The sequence below is a fragment of the Planktotalea sp. genome (assembly GCF_018607995.1).
Lineage (GTDB): Bacteria > Pseudomonadota > Alphaproteobacteria > Rhodobacterales > Rhodobacteraceae > Planktotalea.
Map to the genome: position 1 here is coordinate 65,871 of NZ_JABBAL010000023.1, position 20,618 is coordinate 86,488.

Here is a 20,618-nt window from a genome sequence, read left to right on the forward strand (position 1 = left end):
CCTTAAAGCTTGCGTAAAACTGCCTCAGCCGCTTCCAATGCCCCCTCAATGAAGCCGCCAAATTCTGGCGCGACTTCCGTTCCCGCAAAATGCAACCTGCCCTCCCACATGCCATCCATTGCAGCTGGCAAGCCATACTGGGGATGCGCATAAAGCGGCGCGTGATCGGCCTTGGTCGCAGTCAAAGGATCAAATGCCCAATCCTTGAAGGTGAGCATCGCTGGCTTTGCCGCCTCATCCCCGTACAACCGCACGAGTTGCGCCTGAATATGATAGCGCAGTGTTTGCTCATCTTGGCGGTACTCAGGAGGCACACTAAGGAAGCCAAACAATGCATAAGGCCCGCCTTGCGATGGTGAAGCATCATGGATTTCCACCATCGGGCCAAAGCGGCTAGACGCATCACCAGACAGACCCGCATGTCGCCAAAATGGCGTGTCGTAGATCGCCATGGCCTTGGCCTGCCCTGCCATCCATGTCGAAACGCCACGCATCGCCGCGATTGTTGTGTCTGTCAGTGCAGGCTCAAATTTCAGGTTTGCGGCAACACGCGGTGGCATCGCCAAAATAACCTGATCAGCTTCAAGGGTTTCGTCACCAACCAGATGCGCTACGACCTGACCTTCCTCGCAGCAAAGCCCTTCGACCTTCGCATTTAAACGTTTGCGCGCGCCAGGAAGTGTATCAGCCAACCGTCTCGTCAAGACGCTTAATCCACCCTCAAGCCGCAATGAACCTTGCATTGATGCGAAACCACGCACCTGCTGCACACGTCCTTGCCCATCCTCAACCGTTTGCAAACCTGTGCTGTATTGCTCAAACACGGCCAGCCCAAACCGTTTCACCTGTGCGGCGATACGCGGTTGTCCCGGCCAGAACCATGCAGGGCCCATATCAAAATTCGCACCCTCAAATTGCTGCGTCTGGATACGTCCGCCGAATCGGTCACGCGCCTCGACTAACAAGTAATCGTGCCCCTGCGCTTCTAACGCTTCCGCTAGGGCAAGGCCGGACACCCCACCGCCTATGATCAATGTGCGCATTGCTTTCAGCACTCCCAAAGCTCGCCCCACAAAATGTTCAATTCCCGACCTCTTCGCGACCCACTGTCGCTTTCTGGCGGTCACACGAGACAAAACTTTGCTTCAATGAACTTCAAAACCACCCCCCGAGAAAAGACAAGCCATGGCGAACAAAAGTATAAATCCGGTTGATGCCTTGCGCGAGAACACAGCGCAGCCGTTTGAAAGCGCGCGCGCGATGCCGCCCGAGGTTTACACAACAAAAGAGTTCGCAGACCTCGAACTAGAACGCATCTTCGCCAAGGATTGGTTCTGTGTTGGCCGCGCCGATGGCCTTGCGAATGCGGGGGACTATACCACTTGCGAACTTGCGGGTCAGCCCGTTTTGGTGATGCGCGATGGCCAAGGCATTTTGCGTGGCCTATCGAATGTATGCCTGCACCGCATGTCCACGCTGTTGCAAGGGCGTGGCAACGCGCGCTCTATCGTCTGCCCTTATCATGCGTGGACCTATAATTTGGATGGCTCCTTACGCGGCGCACCAGCGATGAGCTTGAACGAGGGGTTTTGCAAAGATCAATACAAGCTTCCTAAAGTACGCTGCGAAGAATGGCTCGGCTGGGTGTTTATCACACTGAACGAAGACGCCCCCGCCGTCGCGGAGCAATTGGGCGAAGTCGAAGAGATGATCGCGGGCTACGACATGACTAACTACACAGAGGTCTTTTATGAAGAGCATGTGTGGGACACCAACTGGAAAGTGCTCGCTGAAAATTTCATGGAAAGCTATCATTTGCCTGTTTGTCACGCGGGCACAATTGGCGGGCTTTCCAAGCTTGAAGACATGGTCTGCCCCCCCGGCCTCGCGGCGTTCAACTATCACACAATCCTCAAAGACGAGACGCTGAGGATCGCAATGGCGCATGACACCAACACGCGCCTCAAGGGCGACGAACGGCGCACGACCTTCCTACTGGCTATCTACCCGTCGCTGCTGATCACACTGACCCCTGGCTATTTCTGGTATCTTGGCCTGCATCCCAAAGGTCCTGGTCAAGTGCACATCCGCTTTGGTGGCGGCATGTCGGATGACTATAGCGAGGATGCAGATGCGTCACAGAATTTCACTGACCTCAAGGCGCTCTTGGATGATGTAAATATTGAGGATCGCGGTTGTACAGAGAAGGTCTTCAACGGTCTGTCGTCAGGCTTGGCAAAACCCGGTCACCTGTCCCATCTCGAACGCCCAAACTACGATTTCGCACAGTATTTAATGGCGAAAGTGGATCAACACATAGGCTAGCCGCAGGAGGGTACAATGACTGATCTCAGGCCGATTTTGCAATCTCTTGCAGCCTTGCCTGCTGACAGTCCGATGGGTCTACCTGGTATTTTTTACACTTCCGCCGAACGTTTCGATTGGGAAAAGAAAACGGTGCTCCAAAAAGGTTGGCACTGTTTGGGCCGCCAGGACGAAGTGCCCGAGGCGGGCGATTTCTTCACCGTTCAACTGCTCGAAGAACCACTGATCATTGTGCGTGGCGATGACGGCGTCGTTCGTGTGCTCGCCAATGTGTGCCGTCATCGCGGCATGCCACTGGCCGAAGGACGCGGCAACGTTAAGCGGTTTGTCTGTTCGTATCATGCATGGATGTATGGCCGCGACGGTGCTTTGCTGCGCGCCAATCGTATGGAAAACAGGGGCTTTGATGCCAGTTCTTGCCAGTTGCACAGCTACAAAATCCAACTTTGGAACGGCTTTATTTATTGCAGTCTTGATGCTGAAGCTGCACCATTTTCAGACGAATCCGAAACCTTGGATGCATTGTTAGAGCCCTATCAATCCGACACATTCAGGCTGGTCCATGTGGCAGAAGAGGTCTGGCATACCAACTGGAAGTGCCTCGTTGAGAATTTTATAGAGGGCTATCACCTCTCTGTTGTGCACCCTCACACTCTGCACGACTACACACCAACAGGCTTGGCCAAGAAATCTGCATCAGGACCGGGATTTACATCCTACATGGCGAATTATCCGGAAACCGCCGCACGGCGAGGCAAGGGTGCCGCAGGTCTCAGCGACGCAGAGCGCCACCGATCCACCTTGTTCGCGCGCTTTCCCACGCAAGTGGCCAGTCAGGCGGCAAGTCTGTTGGTGTCCTTGTCGATCTTCCCGATTGCTGCGGAAAAGATCCGCGTCAAATGGACGATGTCGGTTTATGGCGACGATCTGGACGCAGCCACCATTCAAGAGCGCATTCAGCTCTGGGAAGAGGTTAACACGGAAGACCGCGAAAAACTGGAAAAAATGCAAATCGCTTTACGCTCTCAACATGCGCAATCGGGTCCTTTGGCAGGCGATGATTTCGAAGGCACGATCCGCGACTTCCAGCTTTGGTTGGCCCAGCAAGACGCGGCGCTGCTCGATTAACCATCTGTGGTCAGCGTGTTCAAAATGTTGTCCATCATCGCACAACACGCGATCAATTCCGACTTGGATATGCCTTCGTCCGGCTTATGCCCATCCAATGCCATATCACCCGGCCCAATGACGACAGTGTTCAATCCCAGCTCCGCGAAAAAGCCTGCTTCAGTCCCAAAAGGCACCTTGGTAACAGACGCGCCATCCGCCAATTCACAGGCCAAGGTGACCGCGCTATTCGCGGGATCCATGTTCAGGCCCGGGTATGCGTTGATCTGCTTCACAATGATTGGCTTGGCGTTCGGAAATGATGTGCTGACACGTTTCGCGATGCCCTCAATCTCCGACAACAGTTGACTTGCTGGCGCTTCACTCAGATGACGGAACTCCATCTTCAGCACGCACTCTGCAGGCACGATATTCAACGCGCGCCCACCCTCGATTTGGCCAATGTGAACCGTCGAATAAGGGATTCTGTAGGCGTCATCCATCGGCCCTTGTGCAAGCATCGTTTGCAGGTGGCGTATCTGGCTAACGAACTCCGCCGCAACGTGGATCCCATTGATGAAATCTGGGGAAAGCGCGCTGTGACCCGCCTCGCCAAAACATGTCACATCAAGCGCTGTCTTGCCTTTGTGCCCAATCGCTACCTGCATACCCGTTGGCTCGCCCACTATGACAAGGCGCGGTGCGCCGATGAGGAGCTTTAGCTCTGGCATCATCTCTTGAATACCGACGCAGCCGATCTCTTCATCATAGGAAATCGACAAGCTTAACGGTGCTTTCAAAGGTTGATCTTTCGCTCGCTCCGCGAGGGTCAAAGCACAGGCAAGAGACCCCTTCATATCCGTTGTGCCGCGCCCGTAAACACGATCTTTTTCTATGCTCAACGCGAAAGGATCCTGTGTCCAGATTTGGCCATCAACCGGCACCACATCGGTGTGCGCGGATAAACAGATGCCACCGTCAATCTTAGGGCCAATCGAGGCGAACAAACCTGCTTTCAGACGATCGGAGGAATAAATGCGCGTGATTTCAAAGCCCGAGTTTTTGAGCAGATCCGCGACAAAGTCTATCAGAGCCAGATTGCTCTCAAGGCTGACTGTTGGAAAACCGATCAGCTGGTCCAAAATCTCCAAAACTCGCGAAATATCCGGCATATTTTCTCCGTCGCAAAGCAATGGTCAACCCACCCCAAATTCCGTGCGGGCGGATCCCCTAGCTACTCGTCTCCCGGCACCCCGTACGACGGTGCCTCTCGCGGATCAAGTGCGCGTTGCACATATGCCTCCAACTGAGGCTTGTAGATCTCCCAAGCGGTGGCGATATTTTCGACGGGACAGTCATCCGTCCAATCACAGCGCAAATCCGCGATGGGCCATGCGACCTTATCCACGATCATCATGCCCGCAGAATGCAATGGCCCCGCTTCGCCCCCTGCGGACAGGCCCGCGCGCATGGCCGCGATCAACCGATCCCCGATATGGCCGCGACTTGACTGAAACCCGTCAACAACCGCCTGCGGCACTCCCTTGTTTGCCAGCAGATTCCCACCAGAAGCAACATCTGCACCCTGCGCTTGCGTCCAGATCCCAAGGGAATTCGGACCAGAATGAATAGCGGTCGCACCCTGTTTATCCACCGCCAAAACTTGGCGATATTCGATGAATTGGCCTAAGTCTCTCACGCCAGAAATGGCCTCATGTGCGCTCATCCCACCCTGCATCAGATCCAGTGCGAGCGGTCCAAGCGTCGGATCTGTAACATTCTGCGACGCAACCGCACCAACCCCAGCGCGCGCATAAGCACAACGCGCCGCAACCGCCGGTGAAGAGGATGAAATCGCCAGACCAAACATGCCGGTTTCGGCGCAGCGCGCGACCAATGAAAAAGTCATTCTGGGATCACCGCCGTGCCATCAATTTCAACCAACCATTCGGGCCGCGCCAGCGCTTGCACCACCAACCCCGTCGAGACTGGGTGCACTCCTTTGATATATTCGCCCATCGTGCGGTAAACATCTTCGCGATGACGTACATCCGTGATGTAGACCACAACTTTGACCAAATGCTCCATGGAACCACCCGCTTCTTCAATCAACTGGCGGATGTTTTGCATAACCTTATGAGTTTGCTCAATAGGGTCATGGCTCGTGATATTCACCGCATCGTCAAGATTTTGCGGGCATTGGCCACGAAGCCAGACAGTCTTACCGCCTTGTGTGACGACCGCTTGGCACAGGTCATTGTCCAGATTTTGCTCTGGATAGGTGTCGGAGGTATTGAACTTACGAATGCGTGTGTGCGCCATGGAGGACCTTTTTTTAGTCTTACGTTAGTGATCAACGGGCGGCACAATCACGGCCTCACCATCATAGTTGGCATATGCGCGTTGAATAGCAATCTGGTCCGCAACAAATTTCGCGTCATGCCAGACGCCCCACAAAAAGGTGGAGCCGCGTCGCGATTGCCAAGGCAGTCCAAGGAAGTAGAGGCCCGACTCTTTGGAGACACCCCGCTGATGGATTGGCGCGCCTTCTTCATCAAACGCATCGGCCTTGATCCAACTAAAATCTTGCTTGTAGCCAGTCGCCCAAATGACGGTTGTGATGCCTTCCTCCACAAAATCCAAATGACGCGTTGGCGAGGTCAGGCTTTGCGGATTTGGCCAGCGCTCACGCGCTTGCGGGTCATCGGACAGATCGAGGCCCATCTTCGTCGCATAAGCATCGGCCGCGTCGAGCATACCAAAATAATTCGCATCCCCCGCATCAACATTTTTGCGCAGATCATCGGCGAAATTCAGAACTCCGTTTTCGTAGTGTGTGCTCAACCCAAGCAGCGAAACGCCTTCGCTTGCAAGGCGGCGGAAATCCATTGTGTGACCGCCATAAGCGCCACTAACAGAGATGGTGACATGTTCCGTTTCCAGTTTTTGCGCGGCCAAGTCCCAAAGTCCCAAGACCCCAAGCCACCACACAAAGTCCCGCCCACGATAGCGCCGAGGTGGACGATCATGTGGGCCAACAGACAAGAACACTTTACGCCCTGCACGGTTCAATTCGTCCGCGATCTGCGCACCTGATGACCCAGCCCCAACGACCAGAACTGCACCCTCTGCCAGTTGCTCAGGATTGCGATACGCTGCCGAGTGGATTTGCGACAAACCTGCCTGCTCAGGGACAATTGGCGGAATAATCGGATGCTGGAACGCCCCCGTTGCCGAGACGATGCGCGTGGCTTCAATGGTCCCGTCCGAGGTTTCAACCTGAAACCCTGCGCGGTCTTTGAAAGGCGTGGCAGTGAAGACTTCGACACCCGTACGCACAGGGGCATTCACCATGTCCGCATAGTCCTCGATATATTTTGCGACGCGCCCTTTGCCAACGAACGCATCAGGTGCATCGCCTTTGAACTTAAGGTTGGGAAAGCGATCGTGCCACACAGGGCCGTTGGTGACCAAAGCATCCCAGCGCGAAGTGCGCCACGCTTCTGCGATCCGGCTTTTCTCAAGAACCAAATGCGGTACACCTTGAGCGCCCAAATGTTCGCAAAGCGCGATGCCCGCCTGCCCCGCGCCCACGATCAACGTATCTATCTTTTCAACCGACAAACTGTTCCCTCTCGTCGCGCCTTATAAGCGCAAGTGTTTTGCAAGCGGCTTTTTGCAATTTGCATTAAATCAGAAAAAGGCCGTTTGCATTAGCCCTAATTAAGCCAAGCCTGATACGCATGAAAGGAGGCTACGGATTTGCTATATCCGTTTCGGGAAGAAGAATTGAATACTAGAAAGTAAAACCTACAATGACATAAGATAAATCACCTATTATTAAAGCTATTCTTTATAATATACCACGGGCAGCCAAATTTCATTCAGAGAGCTCGCAGCGCGCATGACGTCCAATTCCTTAAAGGTCATCATTGAAAGTAACAAAGACGCGCAAAGCGTTTTTGAAGTGCCCGCATATGACAATCAAACCGTTCTAGACGTGGTCTCCTGGGTCCAACAAAACGTTGATCCAACGCTCAGCTATCGTTTGGCCTGCCGCGTTGGCATTCGGTAAACGCGGCCTTGCGTGTCAACCTGCAATCATCGGGATTGGACTGGGCGGCTCGAAGGATATCTGCATGAACCTTGGCAAACGCGCGTCCACTTTGCGTATTGTTGGATCGCAAAATGCCGACCCGGAAATCGCCAAAATGGAGGCGGAGTTCAAAGAGCTCGGCAACTCTATCGGCATGGGCGCTATGGGGTTTGTCGGCAATAACATGGTGATCGATTGCAACATCGAGGTTGGCTATTGCCACACGGGCGGGATGCCCATGTCAGTGCACACGTTCTGCCTTAGTTCACGCCGCGCCGTTGCGCGCATTCATGCCGATGGACGGGTAGAGCACCGCACAGATCCTAATTGGTTCAGACCGTACCAGCGCCGCGAAACCGTCGATTTGGATCCTATGCAAGAGGCCGCAGAATGAGCATTTGCGAAGTCCGTCTCTCCACCACACCAACGCAAGAGGCGATCAATAAGCTGCGTCTCGGCGATATTGTCTACCTCGGCGGGCTATTGTACACTGCTCGCGAAGGCGTCTAAACGCGTGCGCTTGAGGACAAGGTCAACATGCCGATGGAATTGCTGCCCCAATCAGCCGCAAATTTCCATTGCTCCCCCGGCGAGCGGATCAATGAGGATGGGACTTTTGACATGGGTGCGGTCACTGCAATGGCCTCGTTTAGAATTGCCAAATGGTTGCCGGAATGGATGGCGAAGACCGGCGCGAAGCTGATTGTTGGCAAGGTCGGTATGACCTCGAAAGACTATGAGGACTACTTAGTGCCAAATGGTGCGATCTAACTCTCAACTGTTGGCTACGGCACTGGCGCTTTGCTCGGGCGCTGCGTTGAAAGCGTGGAAGCGGTGCATTGGAATGAAGAGCTTGGCATCGCACAAGCCATGTAGGTCTTGAAGTGCCACAATATAGGGCCGTTTATCGTCGCCGCTGATATGAACGGAGATTGCTTGTTTAAACGCGAAAACGCTAAGATCGCTGAGAATGTTGCGCGCATCTGCGACAGCGATCAAAGTGCGAAGCAAGCGGATGGTCATAGTCTCAACACGTTTTCAACGGAGTTCTGAACACGGTGCCCAGCTTAGCTCGCTTGACACGTAGCGCAACCTTCCTCTTTCACGCTACTTAAGAAATATACTCTTCAATAATGCGGCGCATATCACCAGGTGGTGGCATTTTTCGAAATTCGTCCGCTTGGATAAAGACGCTCACCGTGCGGGTTGAGAAACACAGCTTGCCATCCTGATCCCCATCAACGCGAAACGCGATGGACGTCTCTCCCAACTTCACCGGCCAAACATGACAAATCAACCGATGGCGTGGCGTAACAGGCGAGACAAAATCCATCTCAAGGCGCACAAAAGGCGTGTTCACATTGCGATCAAACTCCATCTGGAACCAACCGTCACCGTCAAATTTATCTTCCCACCACGCATTGATCGCCTCTAATGCGAACCAAGGCAAACGCCCCGTATATGCAATCTTGGCGGGATCGCAGTCACCCCATCCAATGCGCACAGAATGCTCAAAGGTATTAGCAGGACGGTGTTCCATAATCGTCGGTCTCACTTTTCTTATTTCGGCGGTAAGCGCACAGCACCGTCCAAGCGGATCACCGTACCATTCAGGTAAGCATTGCGCGCGATATCAGCCACAAGATTCGCATATTCCTCGGGTTGGCCTAACCGGTGCGGGAAAGGAATGTTCGCAACAATGCCCTCGACCGTTTCAGGCGGCAGCCCTTCCATCATCGGCGTGTGAAAAAGCCCTGGCGCAATCGTCATGACACGCACGCCTATCTTAGCAAACTCACGCGCCGCAGGCAAAGCCATCGAAGCGATTGCCCCCTTCGAAGCAGCATAGGCGGATTGACCGATCTGCCCGTCCTCGTAGGCGGCAGATGCTGTGTTGATGATCACGCCACGCTCGCCAGTCTCAAGCGATGGCAGATCCATCATCGCTTGCGCTGCATAGGTCATCACGTTGTAAGTGCCAAATAGATTGACCTCGATCACTTGTCGAAAAAGCGGTGTCGAGACCTTGCCTTCGCGTCCAACAATCCGCCCAGCGATACCGATGCCAGCGCAGTTCACCACGATACGCGGCGCTTGGCCAAAATGCGCCATCGCAGATGTGACACCTGCAGCAACAGCCTCTTCTTCGGTAATGTCGCACTGTTGCGAATACCCGCCGATTTCCGCCGCGATCTGCGCTGCGCGTTCGCCGTCGCGATCCAAGATAGCAACATCCGCACCAAGCGAAGCCAGATGGCGTGCCGTTGCTTCACCAAGCCCACTGGCACCACCTGAGACGAGGGCAACCTGTCCTTCAATATCCATCGCTAAAGCTCCTCTTTCATGTTTCGTCTATATGGGCAGAAATATCAGTGCGATGATCGGGAAGAAGACCAGCAAGACCACACGCACCGAAGCAGAGCACACAAAATACAAAACCGCTTAATAAGTGTCGACCATCGGTCTTCTTGCGATCCATCGCCTTGATCACGAACAGGTTCATGCCGACAGGTGGCGTAATAAGGCCGACTTCAACAACGATCAACACAAGAATGCCGAACCATATCGCAGTCCGCTCAATGTTGACACGATTGAGGGCACCCTCAGAAACACCCCGCAGCTTGATCTCGCTGGTCATTTCCCGGCTCAACTCTTGGCCATTGGCTGGCATCGCTTGCGCCTCACTTAGCAACACCGCAGGGATTTCCCTTCCGCCTGCAATCATCCCATCCAAACGCGCGGATTGCAGATCAACCATGCTGACAAGGTTGAAATCAAGCTCCTACATGATGGGCCAAAAGATCGGGAATAAATGCCGCAAGGAAAAATTTGGCAATGTTTTGCTCTGTCAGGATCGCATAGATTACCAATACGATTGAGGACGGGATCAGAATGCCAAGCGTACCCTTCCCCACAAGGGTGGCTGTCGAGAAGCCACCCGAATAGCCATATCTGCGCAGCTCGGTCAAAGCGACTCTATTCATCGTGGCGGCTGTGGCTAGTGAAGACCCACAGATCGCCCCGGAGCCCGCGCAAGCCCCGACTGCTGCCATCACAACACCGCCCTTTCGATGCCCAAGGAAACTTTCAGCGGCTTTGAACAACGCTTGGCTCATCCCACCAAGGGCCGTAAAAGCGCCCATCAACAAGAACATCGGAATGATTGAGAGCGAGTAGCTCAAGAAGGTCGTGAAGGTTTCAGACTTGAGCCGCGCAAACGCCAATGTCGTGTCACCAGACACGATTGTGAGGCCCACAAGACCCGCCAAAAACATTGCCAATCCGATAGGAACCCACAAGAAAATCAGGAACAGCAGCGCAGGAAACGACAGCAAACCGATGGTGATATTACTCACTGGACCTCCTCCGTCTCGACTGGCAGCACGATTTGTTGGAGAATAGGCCCGATTCATTTGTAACGCGCCCAAATGCCTGTTGACTCGGGCGTGCTGCGTTGTAGAAGGCGATAATCAAAGGATTTCCGAATGCCAAATGGTGTTCGAAGCAGGAGATGACCCATGGCGAAGCCAACCACGATCAAGATCCGCCTGAACTCGACCGCGGGTACAGGCCACTTCTATGTCACAAAGAAAAATGCACGTACAATGACTGAGAAAATGGTGATTCGTAAGTACGACCCAGTTGTGCGCAAGCATGTTGAGTATAAGGAAGGCAAAATCAAGTAAGCTTGATTTTGGTTTCGACGCTCTAGAACGCCGCTCCTTCGGGGGCGGTTTTTTCGTGTTGGGGGCAGCTTATCGCGTTTAGAGTCATTCGGAAAAGCCCCTGATCCAGTCCTGACGTAATCGATCCTCTTCACCTGTGAACTGTTCGGGCAAAAGGTGATAAGTACATATGCGATATGATCTTAAGTATATGAAATAATTATTAAATTAATACTATTCCGCAAGAACGATCGTGTCTTAATGATAGGCAATTGCGACGGGCAAGATCGTGCGTGCGCTCTCAACTTCTTCTGCATTCTTATAGGTTATATTAATTTTCTGCTCTTCGCGAATGGCTTTGCGCACATCGGACAGATCGATGCTGGGTGGTTCCGGCGTGCCCCAGCTTGAAGCAAACAGCATGTTGCTGAGCGGGGTGGCATCGGCCAGCTTCTGGGCCGCACGCTTGAGGCCTTTATCACCAGTGAGCATGATCATGGCGAGATCAACAGTAATCGCCTCCGCTTCTTCAACGTCAAAATTAATCGGCGGTAGATCAAAGCCAGCGCGCATAACGTATCCAACGCCCACTGCGCCCTCAATCAGGACGCGCGGGGCCTGAAGCACAGCGATGTCGAGATAGACGGTGCGTTGGTCACCTCCAAACTGTTGGCAATGCTTTGCGCGGTGCAGGGCGCGCGCAGTGCGCAGCAGTTGAATAATTGCAAACATCCGAACGGAGCTGCCCATAATCCTGTGTCTCTTTGGTAAAGAGTGTCGCGCGCTATTTCTAAGCCTGCTGACAGATACATGTCAGCAGCTCCGTGCTATACAATCATGACGTTATCTCAATCATGTCAAGAACAGCCCCCTATGCCACAGTCGTTTCAAGATCTTCACGCACGGGGCAACCCGTTCAATTTGGCCAACGCTTGGGACATTGTAACTGCGCGATTGTTTGCTGGGCTTGGCGCGCATGCTTTTTCATTAGGGCGGTCTAATCTGGGAAACCTTACGAGGGATGAGGCCCTGGCCCATGCACAAGATATCGTGTCTGCTACGTCCTTGCCCGTATCCGGTGATTTCGAGAACGGCTTTGGCGACGCGCCCCATGTGGTGGAAGAAACTGTAACGCTTGCCACTGAGATTGGCTTGGCCGGGATTTCTGTTGAAGACATGTCGCTGCCCAACACCTAGTCTTACCTGTTCGAGTTGGCGGTTGAGCGGATCAAAGCGGCGCGCGCACGGGCCAAATCGTTGACCGATGACGTCGTTCTCGTTGCGCCCGCGGATGGGTTCATGCATAGATTTTATGATCTTGAGGAATCAATCAAGCGTATTCAGGCGTTTGAGGCGACAGGCGCGGATTGCGTTTATGTCACGTATTTGAACAGCCTAAAGAACGTTTAACAGGTCTGTAACAACGTGTCTGTCCCTGTGAATGTGGGCATCAGCCCCGTCACAAATCTCTCTATGGAGGAGTTCCCGAGTGCGGGTGCCCCGCGGATTTCTCTAGGCATGGCAATGGCAACGGCGGCGAGTTCCACGTTACACGCGATATCGGCCAGCATGTTTGGGAAGGGCGATTTTTCAGGGATTAATAAGAGCCTCTCTTACCAAGTGATTGATGACTGTGTGCGCAAAAGGCGCGCGATCTAATGGGGATAAAGACAGGCAAGCTCAACACATCGTTCCGTGCATTCATTGAAAAGCAGGTGATGTTCTTCGTCGCTACTGCAGGGCCCGACGGGCGCGTTAATGCTTGCTCTAAAGGGATGGTTTACCTGCGTGTTATTTCAGATCAGAAGATTGTCTGGCTGAGCTTGACAGGCAACGGAAATGAAACCGCGGCGAATTTGCGTCAAGACCCGCGTATGACGTTGATGTTTAACGCTTTTAAGGTCGACCCTCTTATCCTGCGCACCTATGGGGTAGCCAAGGTCATCCATCCACGCGATGCGGAATTGGACGAGCATTACGCGCTGTTTCCGGATTTCGCAGGGGCGGGCAACATTTTAGTGCTTGATATCGATCTGGTTGCGACCTCTCGTGGCAGTAGTGTGCCTGAGACGTCTTTGGTGCGCTCTCGGGGATAGATCGATTTAGGGCCTTGGTATGATGACATGGGCCCATAAAAGGTGACAGCGTTCTGGGAAAAAAAGAATCTTGTCAGCTTGGATGATCGACCAACGGGTATTTTCGAGGACTGAAAGCGGAACGCATAATAACCGCGATTACGGCGCAGTTTGCCCTTCGATTTCAGGGACAGGTGTCTAGCGAGTCACATTTTGCAGACGGCATTTTTTGTAGAACGCATTGCCACCCATGGTCAGAACATATTGGATGTTGTTGAAATTGGACTTGTACAACGCGGCGTGAAAGAACTTGGATGTGCTGAGTTAGGGATGCCGCTCACCCTAATAGGCAGCGCGCGCGTTCCTGTTAATAATATTTTCATTCGATGCCCTTTCGAGCAAACATTTGAGAAATACCAAACGCGATGCATTTAGGGTGTTTGCGAAGCGTCAACTTGGCAAGTCTGGAATTCCTGAAGGGTGATTTTTGCTAATTGGATCAAAGATTATGATACAAGCCCGAGGACCGGCAGCGAAAAGCCGGCCCCTTGAAGGACCGGCTTGCTAATGATTTAGCGATGTGACGCGTGATTACTCGCGGTTGCCGAAGAGCTGAAGTAACATCATAAACATGTTGATGAAGTTCAGATAAAGGCTGAGTGCGCCCATAATTGCGGACTTACCCAACCACTCGCTGTCGCCGTGGTGCGCGTGCGCGAGGTATGTGTTTTTGATGTTCTGTGTGTCGTAGGCTGTGAGGCCAGCAAAGATCAAAACACCGATCGCAGAGATCGCGAACATGATCGCAGGGGAGGCGAGCCAGATGTTGACGATGGACGCCACGATCAGGCCGATCACACCCATGATCAAGAAGCTACCCCAGCCGGAGATATCCTTTTTCGTGGTGTAGCCCCAAAGGGACAGGCCTGCGAAGGCAATGGATGTGATTAGAAAAATCTGCATGATCGAGTAGCCTGTAAAGACCAAGAAGATCGAGCTTATAGACACGCCCATGACGGCTGCGAAGATGTAGAATACTGTCTGCGCCGTTGCGGCGGACATACGGTTGATTGCAGCACTCATTCCAAAAACGAAGGCTAGGGGGGCGAACATCACAACCCATTTAAGCGGGGAGAGATAGAGGGCAGAACCGAGCGACGTCAGATACTTGTCAGCACCAATTTGTGCGACCGCTTGTGACGGATCATTGGTGACTGCGAGGCCTGCAATCGCCCAAGCCGCCAAAAATGTGATGAACATGCCAACGGACATTGTGCCGTAGACCTTGTTCATATGCGCGCGCAAGCCCACATCGATATCCGCGGCTGCCGATCCTACGCCGCTGCGAATTGTACCATATTCAGCCATGAATAACTCTCCATTGATTAAATGATCCGCCGTTATAGCGGTCTTGCACTAATATCGGGTTTGAGGAGGCATATTTCAAGGGTTTTCGCATGCAAATTTGCGAAAACCCGTTGTTGATTTTGACTTTTCTGATGCAAATTCCGCGAGCTCTTGCATACGCTAAAAAGACGGGACATTCCAAGTGGATAACTATGCTTCTTCCTAGGCTCGTGTAGCCTTAACGCCAATATCTGCGAGAAAATGCGCATCCAACGTTGCCAAAGCACGACGGCTGCGGGCCATATTCAGCGCGGCAAAGGCTTTGGAAAAAAGGGTTTGTGGTGCTCCTGCGCAAAAAAGGCCGAATGAAGATGTTGTTAGAAACAATGCGCCACAGCCTCCGCAAGCGCAATGAAATCAGCCTTCATACCGCACAGAGTTGACGCCATTCGGCGAGAGCCAGGGCGCGTTTGAATTTGAAATTTTCTCAACTGTAGAAGTGGCGTTCTTGGTTGAAGTGGTTGTAAACTGAAGAATGAACGGCAACGAGTTCCTGCAAAGTTCGCGTTCGGCGGAAGCGCAGCATTGCCCGTTCTCGCCGACGAAAAGGCAAGTGTGAATTCTCGGCTCTGTTATTCTTCCAACGACCCGTTTCTTATCGTTCAGCATTGCCGATGACCTTCATCGCAGCGCCATAAAATTGCAGTGGATAAGTCACGATGACATATAGTCGACCATATAGTTTCTTGTTTTACTGAGGAATTTCAATGCAGCTTTGCAATCTCGGCGTTTGATTACATAGATTTCCAACACTTCGCCTTCGTGATCAACCGCCCGCCACAAGAAGTGCGCTTCTCCGTTGATCTTAACAAAAATCTCGTCCAAATACCATTGCCAATTAGAATGAGCGCGCAGGTGCTGAATCAGTTTCTTTCGGATCTCAGCGGCGAACAGAGGGCCGAAACGGTTCTATCAGAACCGGATCGTTTCATGGCTGAAATCAATCCCGCGTTCGTGGAACACGAATCCTCAACGTTTCGAAGCGACAATGCAGATCGAATATACATCCTCACGGCCAGACGGGTGATCACTGGACTGATTTAAAAGTATCAAAAAGCACTGCGGTTTATCATTCACAATGCCAGATCAGCACCCTGCCCCGCTCAAGTCAGCTTCCTCTGACAACACCCCACCAACCTCCCAGCTAAATCCAAAAGAAATTTTGCCCACGATAATGGTCATGTAATCTTTAGGTTTGAATTAATATCGAACCCACTCGTTTAGAACGAACGATTATACGACAGCATCAAAATCTGCGTCTGGTCATTGCGTTCTTTCTTAGCGGCATGTGCCAAGCTGACGGAAATCGGGCCAACGGCGGTGTTTAGCTGGATGCTGATACCAAAACTTGCCCGAAGATTAAGACTGTCATCCACAATTTGCGTGCCATTTGGCCCACCTACGACGGAATTCAGGTCCCAAATACTGCCCAAATCCATGAAGACGCCCGGAACAGCCGTGGCTTCTTCGCCAAACAGATAAGGCATCTGAATATCGGTGCGCAAAGCGACGAAACTATTGCCGCCCAGCGGGGAATTGTTCGCTGTGTTTAGATCGCGCGGACCAAAGCCACCAAATCCGAACCCTCGAATAGAGCCTTGCCCCAGAAAGAAGCGATCCCCGATGGATGAAGACGCGTCACCTGCCATTTGTAACATGCCACCGCTTAATTTTCCGCTGACAATTATTGAGCCGTTGTTCAATTCGCGCTGCTTGGAAACGCCAGCAAGCAATTTGAAGTAGTTGGTATCGCGGCTGGTTTTGGCGACATCGGCGCTTATATAGGCCTGCCCTTTGCCTTCACCGGGCAAACCGTAATTCAGGCGCGCACCGATAGAGGTTCTCATGCGCGTGCCTATATCGGCCATGATCAGCGCGGAATTGGTGGCATCGACATTGCTCACACGATCGCGCGAGAACAAGACGCGCCCTGTCAGCGACGTGTTTCCACCCAAAGCCCAAGTAAGGCGCGGTTCAATTCCGATGCGCGCGGTATCAAAACCAAAGCTGGACGTGGCGCGGGTTTCGTTATGATAAAGGCGCAAGCCAAATTTGGGCGACCGACCGAAAATCTCGTCGTTTCGAAAGTTAATCCCGAACAATTTGTCATGCTCGCTGATATCAGCAGAGAAACGGAAAAACGCGTCTCTCCCGAAAAATTTGCGCGAGGCATAGCTCAGCCCAAGGATCGGGCCACGCTGGGAATTATAAGCCAAACGTGCCCCAACCTGTGCAATTGGACGATCATCGAGCACGACATCGTTGCCCTCGATTTCTTCCTGCGCAAAAAGAACGGTGGAAGCGGCCAGAAAAGCGGTACCAAGCGAAGTAAAAAGAAATTTCATCATTGATTTTCCTTACTTGCTCGGGGATGTGTCATCACTGGCCTGCACACACTAAAAAATCAAATGAATCATCTAGGTTATGCTATCTAGCTCCCAGTTGATTTTGACTTGTTGCCAAAAGGTCGACTCGCTGCCTGTTTTTATAGAAAGTTTCACCACAATGGACGACCTCCTTCGTAGAGAGCTTCGCGCTTTGATCACTCAAGCGGACGGGTTTGATCAATCTTGGTCGATAACGCAGGAACATCCCGTTGAAGAACGCTGTTTGATGTTTTTTGATATGAACCCGCGGTCTGTAAAGGGGCTAGAGCGCGCAGCGCAGCTTCTGGGCATGTCAAACGGCGTAATTTCGAAGTGGCGTAGTCTGTTGCAGGGCTGTGACGCTATTGGTTTGGGTCTGTCAAAATCGCTCAAGTCTGTGCGGCTTTATGCACAGTTTTGGGATCAACAGATTGAACGTGTACTGTCCGAAAATCTCGACCCGTTTGCGCTCTATCTAGGGGTGAAGTCCCTTCCAGATGGATCATTGCGCCAAGACACATACCGATGCGAACCGCTGCTTGCAAGAACGGTGTACTGGCCCGAAATCGAAAAAGCCTGCGCCAAATTTTCAATGAATATCACCGATTTAGAAACGGCGATGAGCGCGCTAAATGATGAGAACGGCGTGTGGACACGCATCGATAATTCTGGTCGAGACAGTTGGCTGTTGACCGTTCGCAAAGCCGAGCCTGAACCGGCGCTTGTCGCGCAAGCATTGAGCAGTTTTAAAGGCCACTCACCGGATATGCTAGCGTTTTGTACCAGAGCCCCGATGCTGCATATCGCGGCGGGCGAAGACCCCGTCAAAGGCGACTTCATTTCGTTCTATTTTGAAGCAGAAGCCGACGATATTATCGAGTTTCTCGAGCTCTAGCTGCATACCAGCTCACTGAATGACCCGACAGTTTGCGCCCGCGGGCAGCGTAAGGTCGTCATTCTCGACAACAGCGAAGACAGAAAATGTATTGGACGACGCATCAAAGAACGGGTCAATCGATGTGACGGTCGCCATCGCTTCCGTTCCAGTTTGATCAATGATGATCTTGAGCGTGTCACCTTTGGAAACCTCGCCATAGGATTCGGCAAGATAGACCAGTTCAGTTTTGAGACGAGTCAATTCGACCAAGGTCAGCAACGATTCAGACCCGATCAATTCGCCCTCAGACACCTGAATGTCCGCAACAAAACCGTCAAAAGGCGCGGTGACCTGCGCGCGTGCGATTTCCAAATCAGTCCTTGATAATTTTGCGCCAGCTACGGCAAGTTCAGTGCGAATTTCTTCGATCTCGTCAAGCGAAATCAGGTTGCCGCGTATAAGCTTGCTGGCCCGCTCCAAACGCTGGACAAGCGAATTATGCGTAATCTCTGCGACACCGCGATCTGACTGAAGGAACGCATCATCAAGCTGCACCAGCACATCGCCTTTGCGCACAAACTGAGCGCGCTCCACGGGGACGTTACGAACGATGCTCACACGGTCGCTGCCGATCTCGGAAACGCGGTTGGGGTTTAGTAAGCAGGTCAAGGGTTCCTGCGACACAATGTTGGGTTGGGTCAGCGCCAACGTCGGGAATAATGCGAGTGCCATAAGCAAAGGGAGACTTTTCATAGACTGGTCCTACTCGGTTTTTGGCCCTCAAGCGCAATGCTCTGGCGTGTGCGTGAAAACTATCAGCGATAGCCAATGTGTTTGGCAAGCTCTTGTTCGCGCAGCAGGCTTTTACGTCGGATGCTACGCGCGCGTCTATCGCGATTGGTTTGGATTTGCGACAAGGCCCATCTGGGGAGCAAACGCAGGTTTAACCATAGGGTCATCATCCTGCGCCAAGACGATTGCGCACCATCAACCAGCCCACGATCTTCAAGACTGATGACCGTTTCATAACTGCCGGGATCACCTTGGCGACCCGCGCGCCCATACAGTTGTCGCTCAAGGCGTCCAGATGCCATGATGCTGCAAATCATCACATGCAAACCGCCCGCCGCGCGTGTTTCATCGGCCAACAAAATATCCGTTCCGCGCCCCGCCAAATGGGTTGCAATCGTAATGGCGCCGCGTTCCCCGGCCTTGCCTACCAGTTCCGCTTCTTGCTCTTCCGAAAGCGCATCAAGTACCGCTACGTCGCAACCACTTTGCGCAAAAACATCAGCAAGCGCTTGGGCTTCAGCCACATCATTAACCCCCACCAAAACTGATCGATCTTGCGCCACTTTTTGCGCCTGCTCCAACACATAGGCCCATTTCTGAAAGGCAAGGCTAAACACTTGAAGCCCCTGCCCACGCAATTTTGTGGGCGCATGCGACGAAATCGGACGCACAAGGATCTGATAGATCGCCCAAAGTTCAGGACGACATTCGCGTGCGGTCCCTGTGAGACCAGCCAGAATGCGATACTGGCGAAAATACGTTTGCTGGGTGATTTGCGCGACGGTTTGCGCTTCTGGTGTGGGTTCTAAATTTGTAGCGATTTCAACCATTTGATGTAGCCCGTACGACCACCGTCGATCTGGCATCAACCGCCCGGTGGATTGATCGATCAAGACGACTTCTCCATCGCGCACCACAAAAGATTCCCCTTCGCGAAACCCGTAAACGGCGGACAAAGCTTGCTCAGTGAGGCCCACAATATCGTCGCTACGCGCTAAAGGATGCGCCAAAGTTGGTGCAAATCTCTCCAACGCTCCCAAGCCCTGATCGGTCAGCCGCCAACTGCCCTGCCCGTCAAGCAAGCGCTCTTTGTCCTCAAGACTATTGCGTGCGAAGTCCACCAAACTGTAGAACAGTTCGACATCAATATCAGATACTTTGTCGCCCGGTTCAGACAAGATCATCGGCGTTGTCGCATCATCTATCAAAACGCTATCGGCTTCATCGACAATTGCGAAGGCCTGCCCCATTTGGCGTGGAATAGCCTCCCCACTTTGACGCCTCTCACGCTTGTCACGCAGGTGGTCAAAAACGTAAATCTTGTTTGTGGAATACAGGATATCCACGTCGTAGGACGCTTGCTTTTCTTCATCCGTAGTATCGGAGGTCATAACCGCATTCGACAGATTCAACCGCGCAGCGAGCGGCACCATCAATTTGTGATCGCGGCTGGCAAGATAGTCATTTACAGTGATCACGTGGGTCGAAACTCCCGCACGTGCGGCGATCAAGGCGGCCAAGGCAGCGGCGAGTGTTTTTCCCTCGCCCGTGCGCAATTCCACACATTCACCGCGCAGCAACGCCAACGCGCAAGCGATTTGATTGTCGCGAAGATTTAACCCCGTTTCGCGGCGGATCACCTCTAGCACTTGCGCGAAGGCCATGCCGCCTTCTGCAGGCACCAATAGGTCTTGCGCGCGCGTTTGATTGTCTTCCAAGTGACGTTCAAGCTGCGTATCGCTCAAGGTACGTAGCTCAAGCCAGTGCTTTTCGATCGCCTTCGCGACCTTTCGCGTTCGCGCCGGTTTACGTAGAATGCGCCAGCCAAGCCGTTCGTGAAACATCAGCGCATATTTATGAAGCGGCTTCACAATGCGCAAAACCGGTTTGCGTCGCGACCTTGCAAAG

20 protein-coding genes and 4 pseudogenes are annotated in these 20,618 nt (G+C 52.8%); 9 read left to right on the forward strand and 15 right to left on the reverse strand.

What is annotated here, in order from left to right; genetic code table 11:
• Window positions 1–2: 2 nt before the first annotated feature.
• A complete protein-coding gene (locus QZ280_RS08895; protein WP_293442819.1) occupies window positions 3–1,043 on the reverse strand; it encodes an NAD(P)/FAD-dependent oxidoreductase in 1,041 nt (346 codons plus the stop codon).
• A gap of 142 nt (window positions 1,044–1,185) precedes the next feature.
• Here QZ280_RS08895 and QZ280_RS08900 point away from each other — a divergent pair, with 142 nt between their 5' ends.
• Window positions 1,186–2,325 (forward strand): SRPBCC family protein, encoded by a 1,140-nt coding sequence (locus tag QZ280_RS08900; RefSeq protein ID WP_293442822.1) that lies wholly within the window; start codon window positions 1,186–1,188, stop codon window positions 2,323–2,325.
• Window positions 2,326–2,340: 15 nt separating this feature from the next.
• Window positions 2,341–3,453, forward strand: a complete 1,113-nt coding sequence (locus QZ280_RS08905) for an aromatic ring-hydroxylating dioxygenase subunit alpha (protein ID WP_293442825.1) — start codon at window positions 2,341–2,343, stop codon at window positions 3,451–3,453.
• On the opposite strand, the gene argE is transcribed toward QZ280_RS08905, so the two are convergent.
• The 4 genes from argE to QZ280_RS08925 all read right to left on the reverse strand — a co-directional run bounded on the left by argE (window position 3,450) and on the right by QZ280_RS08925 (window position 7,056).
• Window positions 3,450–4,604, reverse strand: coding sequence for an acetylornithine deacetylase (argE, locus tag QZ280_RS08910; RefSeq protein WP_293442828.1), 1,155 nt, complete (start codon window positions 4,602–4,604; stop codon window positions 3,450–3,452). The two genes, QZ280_RS08905 and argE, sit on opposite strands and share 4 nt — an antisense overlap.
• 62 nt (window positions 4,605–4,666) lie before the next feature.
• Window positions 4,667–5,341: a DUF1028 domain-containing protein gene (locus QZ280_RS08915; protein WP_293442831.1), complete on the reverse strand. Its 675-nt coding sequence runs from the start codon at window positions 5,339–5,341 to the stop codon at window positions 4,667–4,669.
• Entirely contained in the window at window positions 5,338–5,754 is a 417-nt protein-coding gene (locus QZ280_RS08920) for a RidA family protein (protein ID WP_293442834.1), read from the reverse strand. The genes QZ280_RS08915 and QZ280_RS08920 overlap by 4 nt, the downstream gene beginning before the upstream one ends.
• A 24-nt stretch (window positions 5,755–5,778) precedes the next feature.
• Window positions 5,779–7,056: an NAD(P)/FAD-dependent oxidoreductase gene (locus QZ280_RS08925; protein ID WP_293442837.1), complete on the reverse strand. Its 1,278-nt coding sequence runs from the start codon at window positions 7,054–7,056 to the stop codon at window positions 5,779–5,781.
• A 280-nt stretch (window positions 7,057–7,336) separates the two neighbouring features.
• Between QZ280_RS08925 and QZ280_RS08930 the strand changes: the two genes are divergently transcribed.
• From QZ280_RS08930 to QZ280_RS08940, 3 genes and pseudogenes are all read left to right on the forward strand, one after another.
• Window positions 7,337–7,507: a 2Fe-2S iron-sulfur cluster-binding protein gene (locus tag QZ280_RS08930; RefSeq protein WP_293442840.1), complete on the forward strand. Its 171-nt coding sequence runs from the start codon at window positions 7,337–7,339 to the stop codon at window positions 7,505–7,507.
• Window positions 7,488–7,922: pseudogene (locus QZ280_RS08935) on the forward strand (fumarate hydratase); the annotation flags it as partial. The gene QZ280_RS08930 and the pseudogene QZ280_RS08935, both read left to right, overlap by 20 nt.
• 143 nt (window positions 7,923–8,065) lie before the next feature.
• Window positions 8,066–8,299 (forward strand): hypothetical protein, encoded by a 234-nt coding sequence (locus QZ280_RS08940; RefSeq protein WP_293442846.1) that lies wholly within the window; start codon window positions 8,066–8,068, stop codon window positions 8,297–8,299.
• A gap of 3 nt (window positions 8,300–8,302) precedes the next feature.
• On the opposite strand, the gene QZ280_RS08945 is transcribed toward QZ280_RS08940, so the two are convergent.
• The 4 genes and pseudogenes from QZ280_RS08945 to QZ280_RS08960 form a co-directional block, all read right to left on the reverse strand.
• A complete protein-coding gene (locus QZ280_RS08945; RefSeq protein ID WP_293442848.1) occupies window positions 8,303–8,551 on the reverse strand; it encodes a hypothetical protein in 249 nt (82 codons plus the stop codon).
• A gap of 88 nt (window positions 8,552–8,639) precedes the next feature.
• Window positions 8,640–9,068 (reverse strand): thioesterase family protein, encoded by a 429-nt coding sequence (locus QZ280_RS08950; RefSeq protein WP_293442851.1) that lies wholly within the window; start codon window positions 9,066–9,068, stop codon window positions 8,640–8,642.
• A 20-nt stretch (window positions 9,069–9,088) separates the two neighbouring features.
• Entirely contained in the window at window positions 9,089–9,853 is a 765-nt protein-coding gene (locus QZ280_RS08955) for an SDR family NAD(P)-dependent oxidoreductase (RefSeq protein WP_293442854.1), read from the reverse strand.
• 27 nt (window positions 9,854–9,880) lie between these two features.
• A pseudogene (locus QZ280_RS08960) lies at window positions 9,881–10,884 on the reverse strand (TRAP transporter large permease subunit).
• Between the two features lie 162 nt (window positions 10,885–11,046).
• Between QZ280_RS08960 and rpmG the strand changes: the two are divergent.
• Window positions 11,047–11,214 (forward strand): 50S ribosomal protein L33, encoded by a 168-nt coding sequence (gene rpmG, locus QZ280_RS08965; RefSeq protein WP_008206879.1) that lies wholly within the window; start codon window positions 11,047–11,049, stop codon window positions 11,212–11,214.
• Between the two features lie 237 nt (window positions 11,215–11,451).
• Here rpmG and QZ280_RS08970 read toward each other — a convergent pair whose 3' ends face one another.
• A complete protein-coding gene (locus tag QZ280_RS08970) occupies window positions 11,452–11,943 on the reverse strand; it encodes a transcriptional regulator (protein WP_293442873.1) in 492 nt (163 codons plus the stop codon).
• A gap of 123 nt (window positions 11,944–12,066) precedes the next feature.
• On the opposite strand from QZ280_RS08970, the pseudogene QZ280_RS08975 reads away from it, so the two are divergent.
• Both QZ280_RS08975 and QZ280_RS08980 read left to right on the forward strand, forming a co-directional pair.
• Window positions 12,067–12,603: pseudogene (locus tag QZ280_RS08975) on the forward strand (isocitrate lyase/phosphoenolpyruvate mutase family protein).
• A gap of 248 nt (window positions 12,604–12,851) precedes the next feature.
• Window positions 12,852–13,289: a pyridoxamine 5'-phosphate oxidase family protein gene (locus tag QZ280_RS08980; RefSeq protein WP_293442876.1), complete on the forward strand. Its 438-nt coding sequence runs from the start codon at window positions 12,852–12,854 to the stop codon at window positions 13,287–13,289.
• A gap of 570 nt (window positions 13,290–13,859) precedes the next feature.
• On the opposite strand, the gene QZ280_RS08985 is transcribed toward QZ280_RS08980, so the two are convergent.
• From QZ280_RS08985 to QZ280_RS09000, 3 genes and pseudogenes are all read right to left on the reverse strand, one after another.
• Window positions 13,860–14,636, reverse strand: coding sequence for a Bax inhibitor-1/YccA family protein (locus tag QZ280_RS08985; protein WP_293442879.1), 777 nt, complete (start codon window positions 14,634–14,636; stop codon window positions 13,860–13,862).
• 469 nt (window positions 14,637–15,105) lie between these two features.
• A pseudogene (locus QZ280_RS08995) lies at window positions 15,106–15,715 on the reverse strand (IS6 family transposase); the annotation flags it as partial.
• A gap of 180 nt (window positions 15,716–15,895) precedes the next feature.
• The gene (locus tag QZ280_RS09000) at window positions 15,896–17,023 is read right to left on the reverse strand and encodes a BamA/TamA family outer membrane protein (protein ID WP_293442882.1); all 1,128 of its coding nucleotides are present in this window, start codon (window positions 17,021–17,023) and stop codon (window positions 15,896–15,898) included.
• A 157-nt stretch (window positions 17,024–17,180) separates the two neighbouring features.
• Between QZ280_RS09000 and QZ280_RS09005 the strand changes: the two genes are divergently transcribed.
• Complete coding sequence (locus QZ280_RS09005) at window positions 17,181–17,936, forward strand: hypothetical protein (protein ID WP_293442884.1); 756 nt, start codon at window positions 17,181–17,183, stop codon at window positions 17,934–17,936.
• 12 nt (window positions 17,937–17,948) lie between these two features.
• Here the strand turns inward: QZ280_RS09005 and QZ280_RS09010 are convergent, their stop codons facing one another.
• Both QZ280_RS09010 and QZ280_RS09015 read right to left on the reverse strand, forming a co-directional pair.
• Window positions 17,949–18,671, reverse strand: coding sequence for an efflux RND transporter periplasmic adaptor subunit (locus tag QZ280_RS09010; RefSeq protein ID WP_293442887.1), 723 nt, complete (start codon window positions 18,669–18,671; stop codon window positions 17,949–17,951).
• Window positions 18,672–18,733: 62 nt separating this feature from the next.
• The gene (locus QZ280_RS09015) at window positions 18,734–20,581 is read right to left on the reverse strand and encodes a DEAD/DEAH box helicase (protein ID WP_293442889.1); all 1,848 of its coding nucleotides are present in this window, start codon (window positions 20,579–20,581) and stop codon (window positions 18,734–18,736) included.
• Between the last annotated feature and the right edge of the window lie 37 nt (window positions 20,582–20,618).

Excerpts from the sequence above, each read along its gene's own strand:
- QZ280_RS08900 (WP_293442822.1), top strand. The coding sequence starts at position 1,186 with ATGGCGAACAAAAGTATAAATCCGGTTGATGCCTTGCGCGAGAACACA.
- QZ280_RS08915 (WP_293442831.1), bottom strand. The coding sequence starts at position 5,341 with ATGACTTTTTCATTGGTCGCGCGCTGCGCCGAAACCGGCATGTTTGGT.
- QZ280_RS08895 (WP_293442819.1), bottom strand. The coding sequence starts at position 1,043 with ATGCGCACATTGATCATAGGCGGTGGGGTGTCCGGCCTTGCCCTAGCG.
- QZ280_RS08980 (WP_293442876.1), top strand. The coding sequence starts at position 12,852 with ATGGGGATAAAGACAGGCAAGCTCAACACATCGTTCCGTGCATTCATT.
- argE (WP_293442828.1), bottom strand. The coding sequence starts at position 4,604 with ATGCCGGATATTTCGCGAGTTTTGGAGATTTTGGACCAGCTGATCGGT.
- QZ280_RS08940 (WP_293442846.1), top strand. The coding sequence starts at position 8,066 with ATGCCGATGGAATTGCTGCCCCAATCAGCCGCAAATTTCCATTGCTCC.
- QZ280_RS08985 (WP_293442879.1), bottom strand. The coding sequence starts at position 14,636 with ATGGCTGAATATGGTACAATTCGCAGCGGCGTAGGATCGGCAGCCGCG.
- QZ280_RS08950 (WP_293442851.1), bottom strand. The coding sequence starts at position 9,068 with ATGGAACACCGTCCTGCTAATACCTTTGAGCATTCTGTGCGCATTGGA.
- QZ280_RS09005 (WP_293442884.1), top strand. The coding sequence starts at position 17,181 with ATGGACGACCTCCTTCGTAGAGAGCTTCGCGCTTTGATCACTCAAGCG.
- QZ280_RS08905 (WP_293442825.1), top strand. The coding sequence starts at position 2,341 with ATGACTGATCTCAGGCCGATTTTGCAATCTCTTGCAGCCTTGCCTGCT.
- QZ280_RS08920 (WP_293442834.1), bottom strand. The coding sequence starts at position 5,754 with ATGGCGCACACACGCATTCGTAAGTTCAATACCTCCGACACCTATCCA.
- QZ280_RS09000 (WP_293442882.1), bottom strand. The coding sequence starts at position 17,023 with ATGATGAAATTTCTTTTTACTTCGCTTGGTACCGCTTTTCTGGCCGCT.
- QZ280_RS09010 (WP_293442887.1), bottom strand. The coding sequence starts at position 18,671 with ATGAAAAGTCTCCCTTTGCTTATGGCACTCGCATTATTCCCGACGTTG.
- QZ280_RS08930 (WP_293442840.1), top strand. The coding sequence starts at position 7,337 with ATGACGTCCAATTCCTTAAAGGTCATCATTGAAAGTAACAAAGACGCG.
- QZ280_RS08970 (WP_293442873.1), bottom strand. The coding sequence starts at position 11,943 with ATGGGCAGCTCCGTTCGGATGTTTGCAATTATTCAACTGCTGCGCACT.
- QZ280_RS08955 (WP_293442854.1), bottom strand. The coding sequence starts at position 9,853 with ATGGATATTGAAGGACAGGTTGCCCTCGTCTCAGGTGGTGCCAGTGGG.
- rpmG (WP_008206879.1), top strand. The coding sequence starts at position 11,047 with ATGGCGAAGCCAACCACGATCAAGATCCGCCTGAACTCGACCGCGGGT.
- QZ280_RS08945 (WP_293442848.1), bottom strand. The coding sequence starts at position 8,551 with ATGACCATCCGCTTGCTTCGCACTTTGATCGCTGTCGCAGATGCGCGC.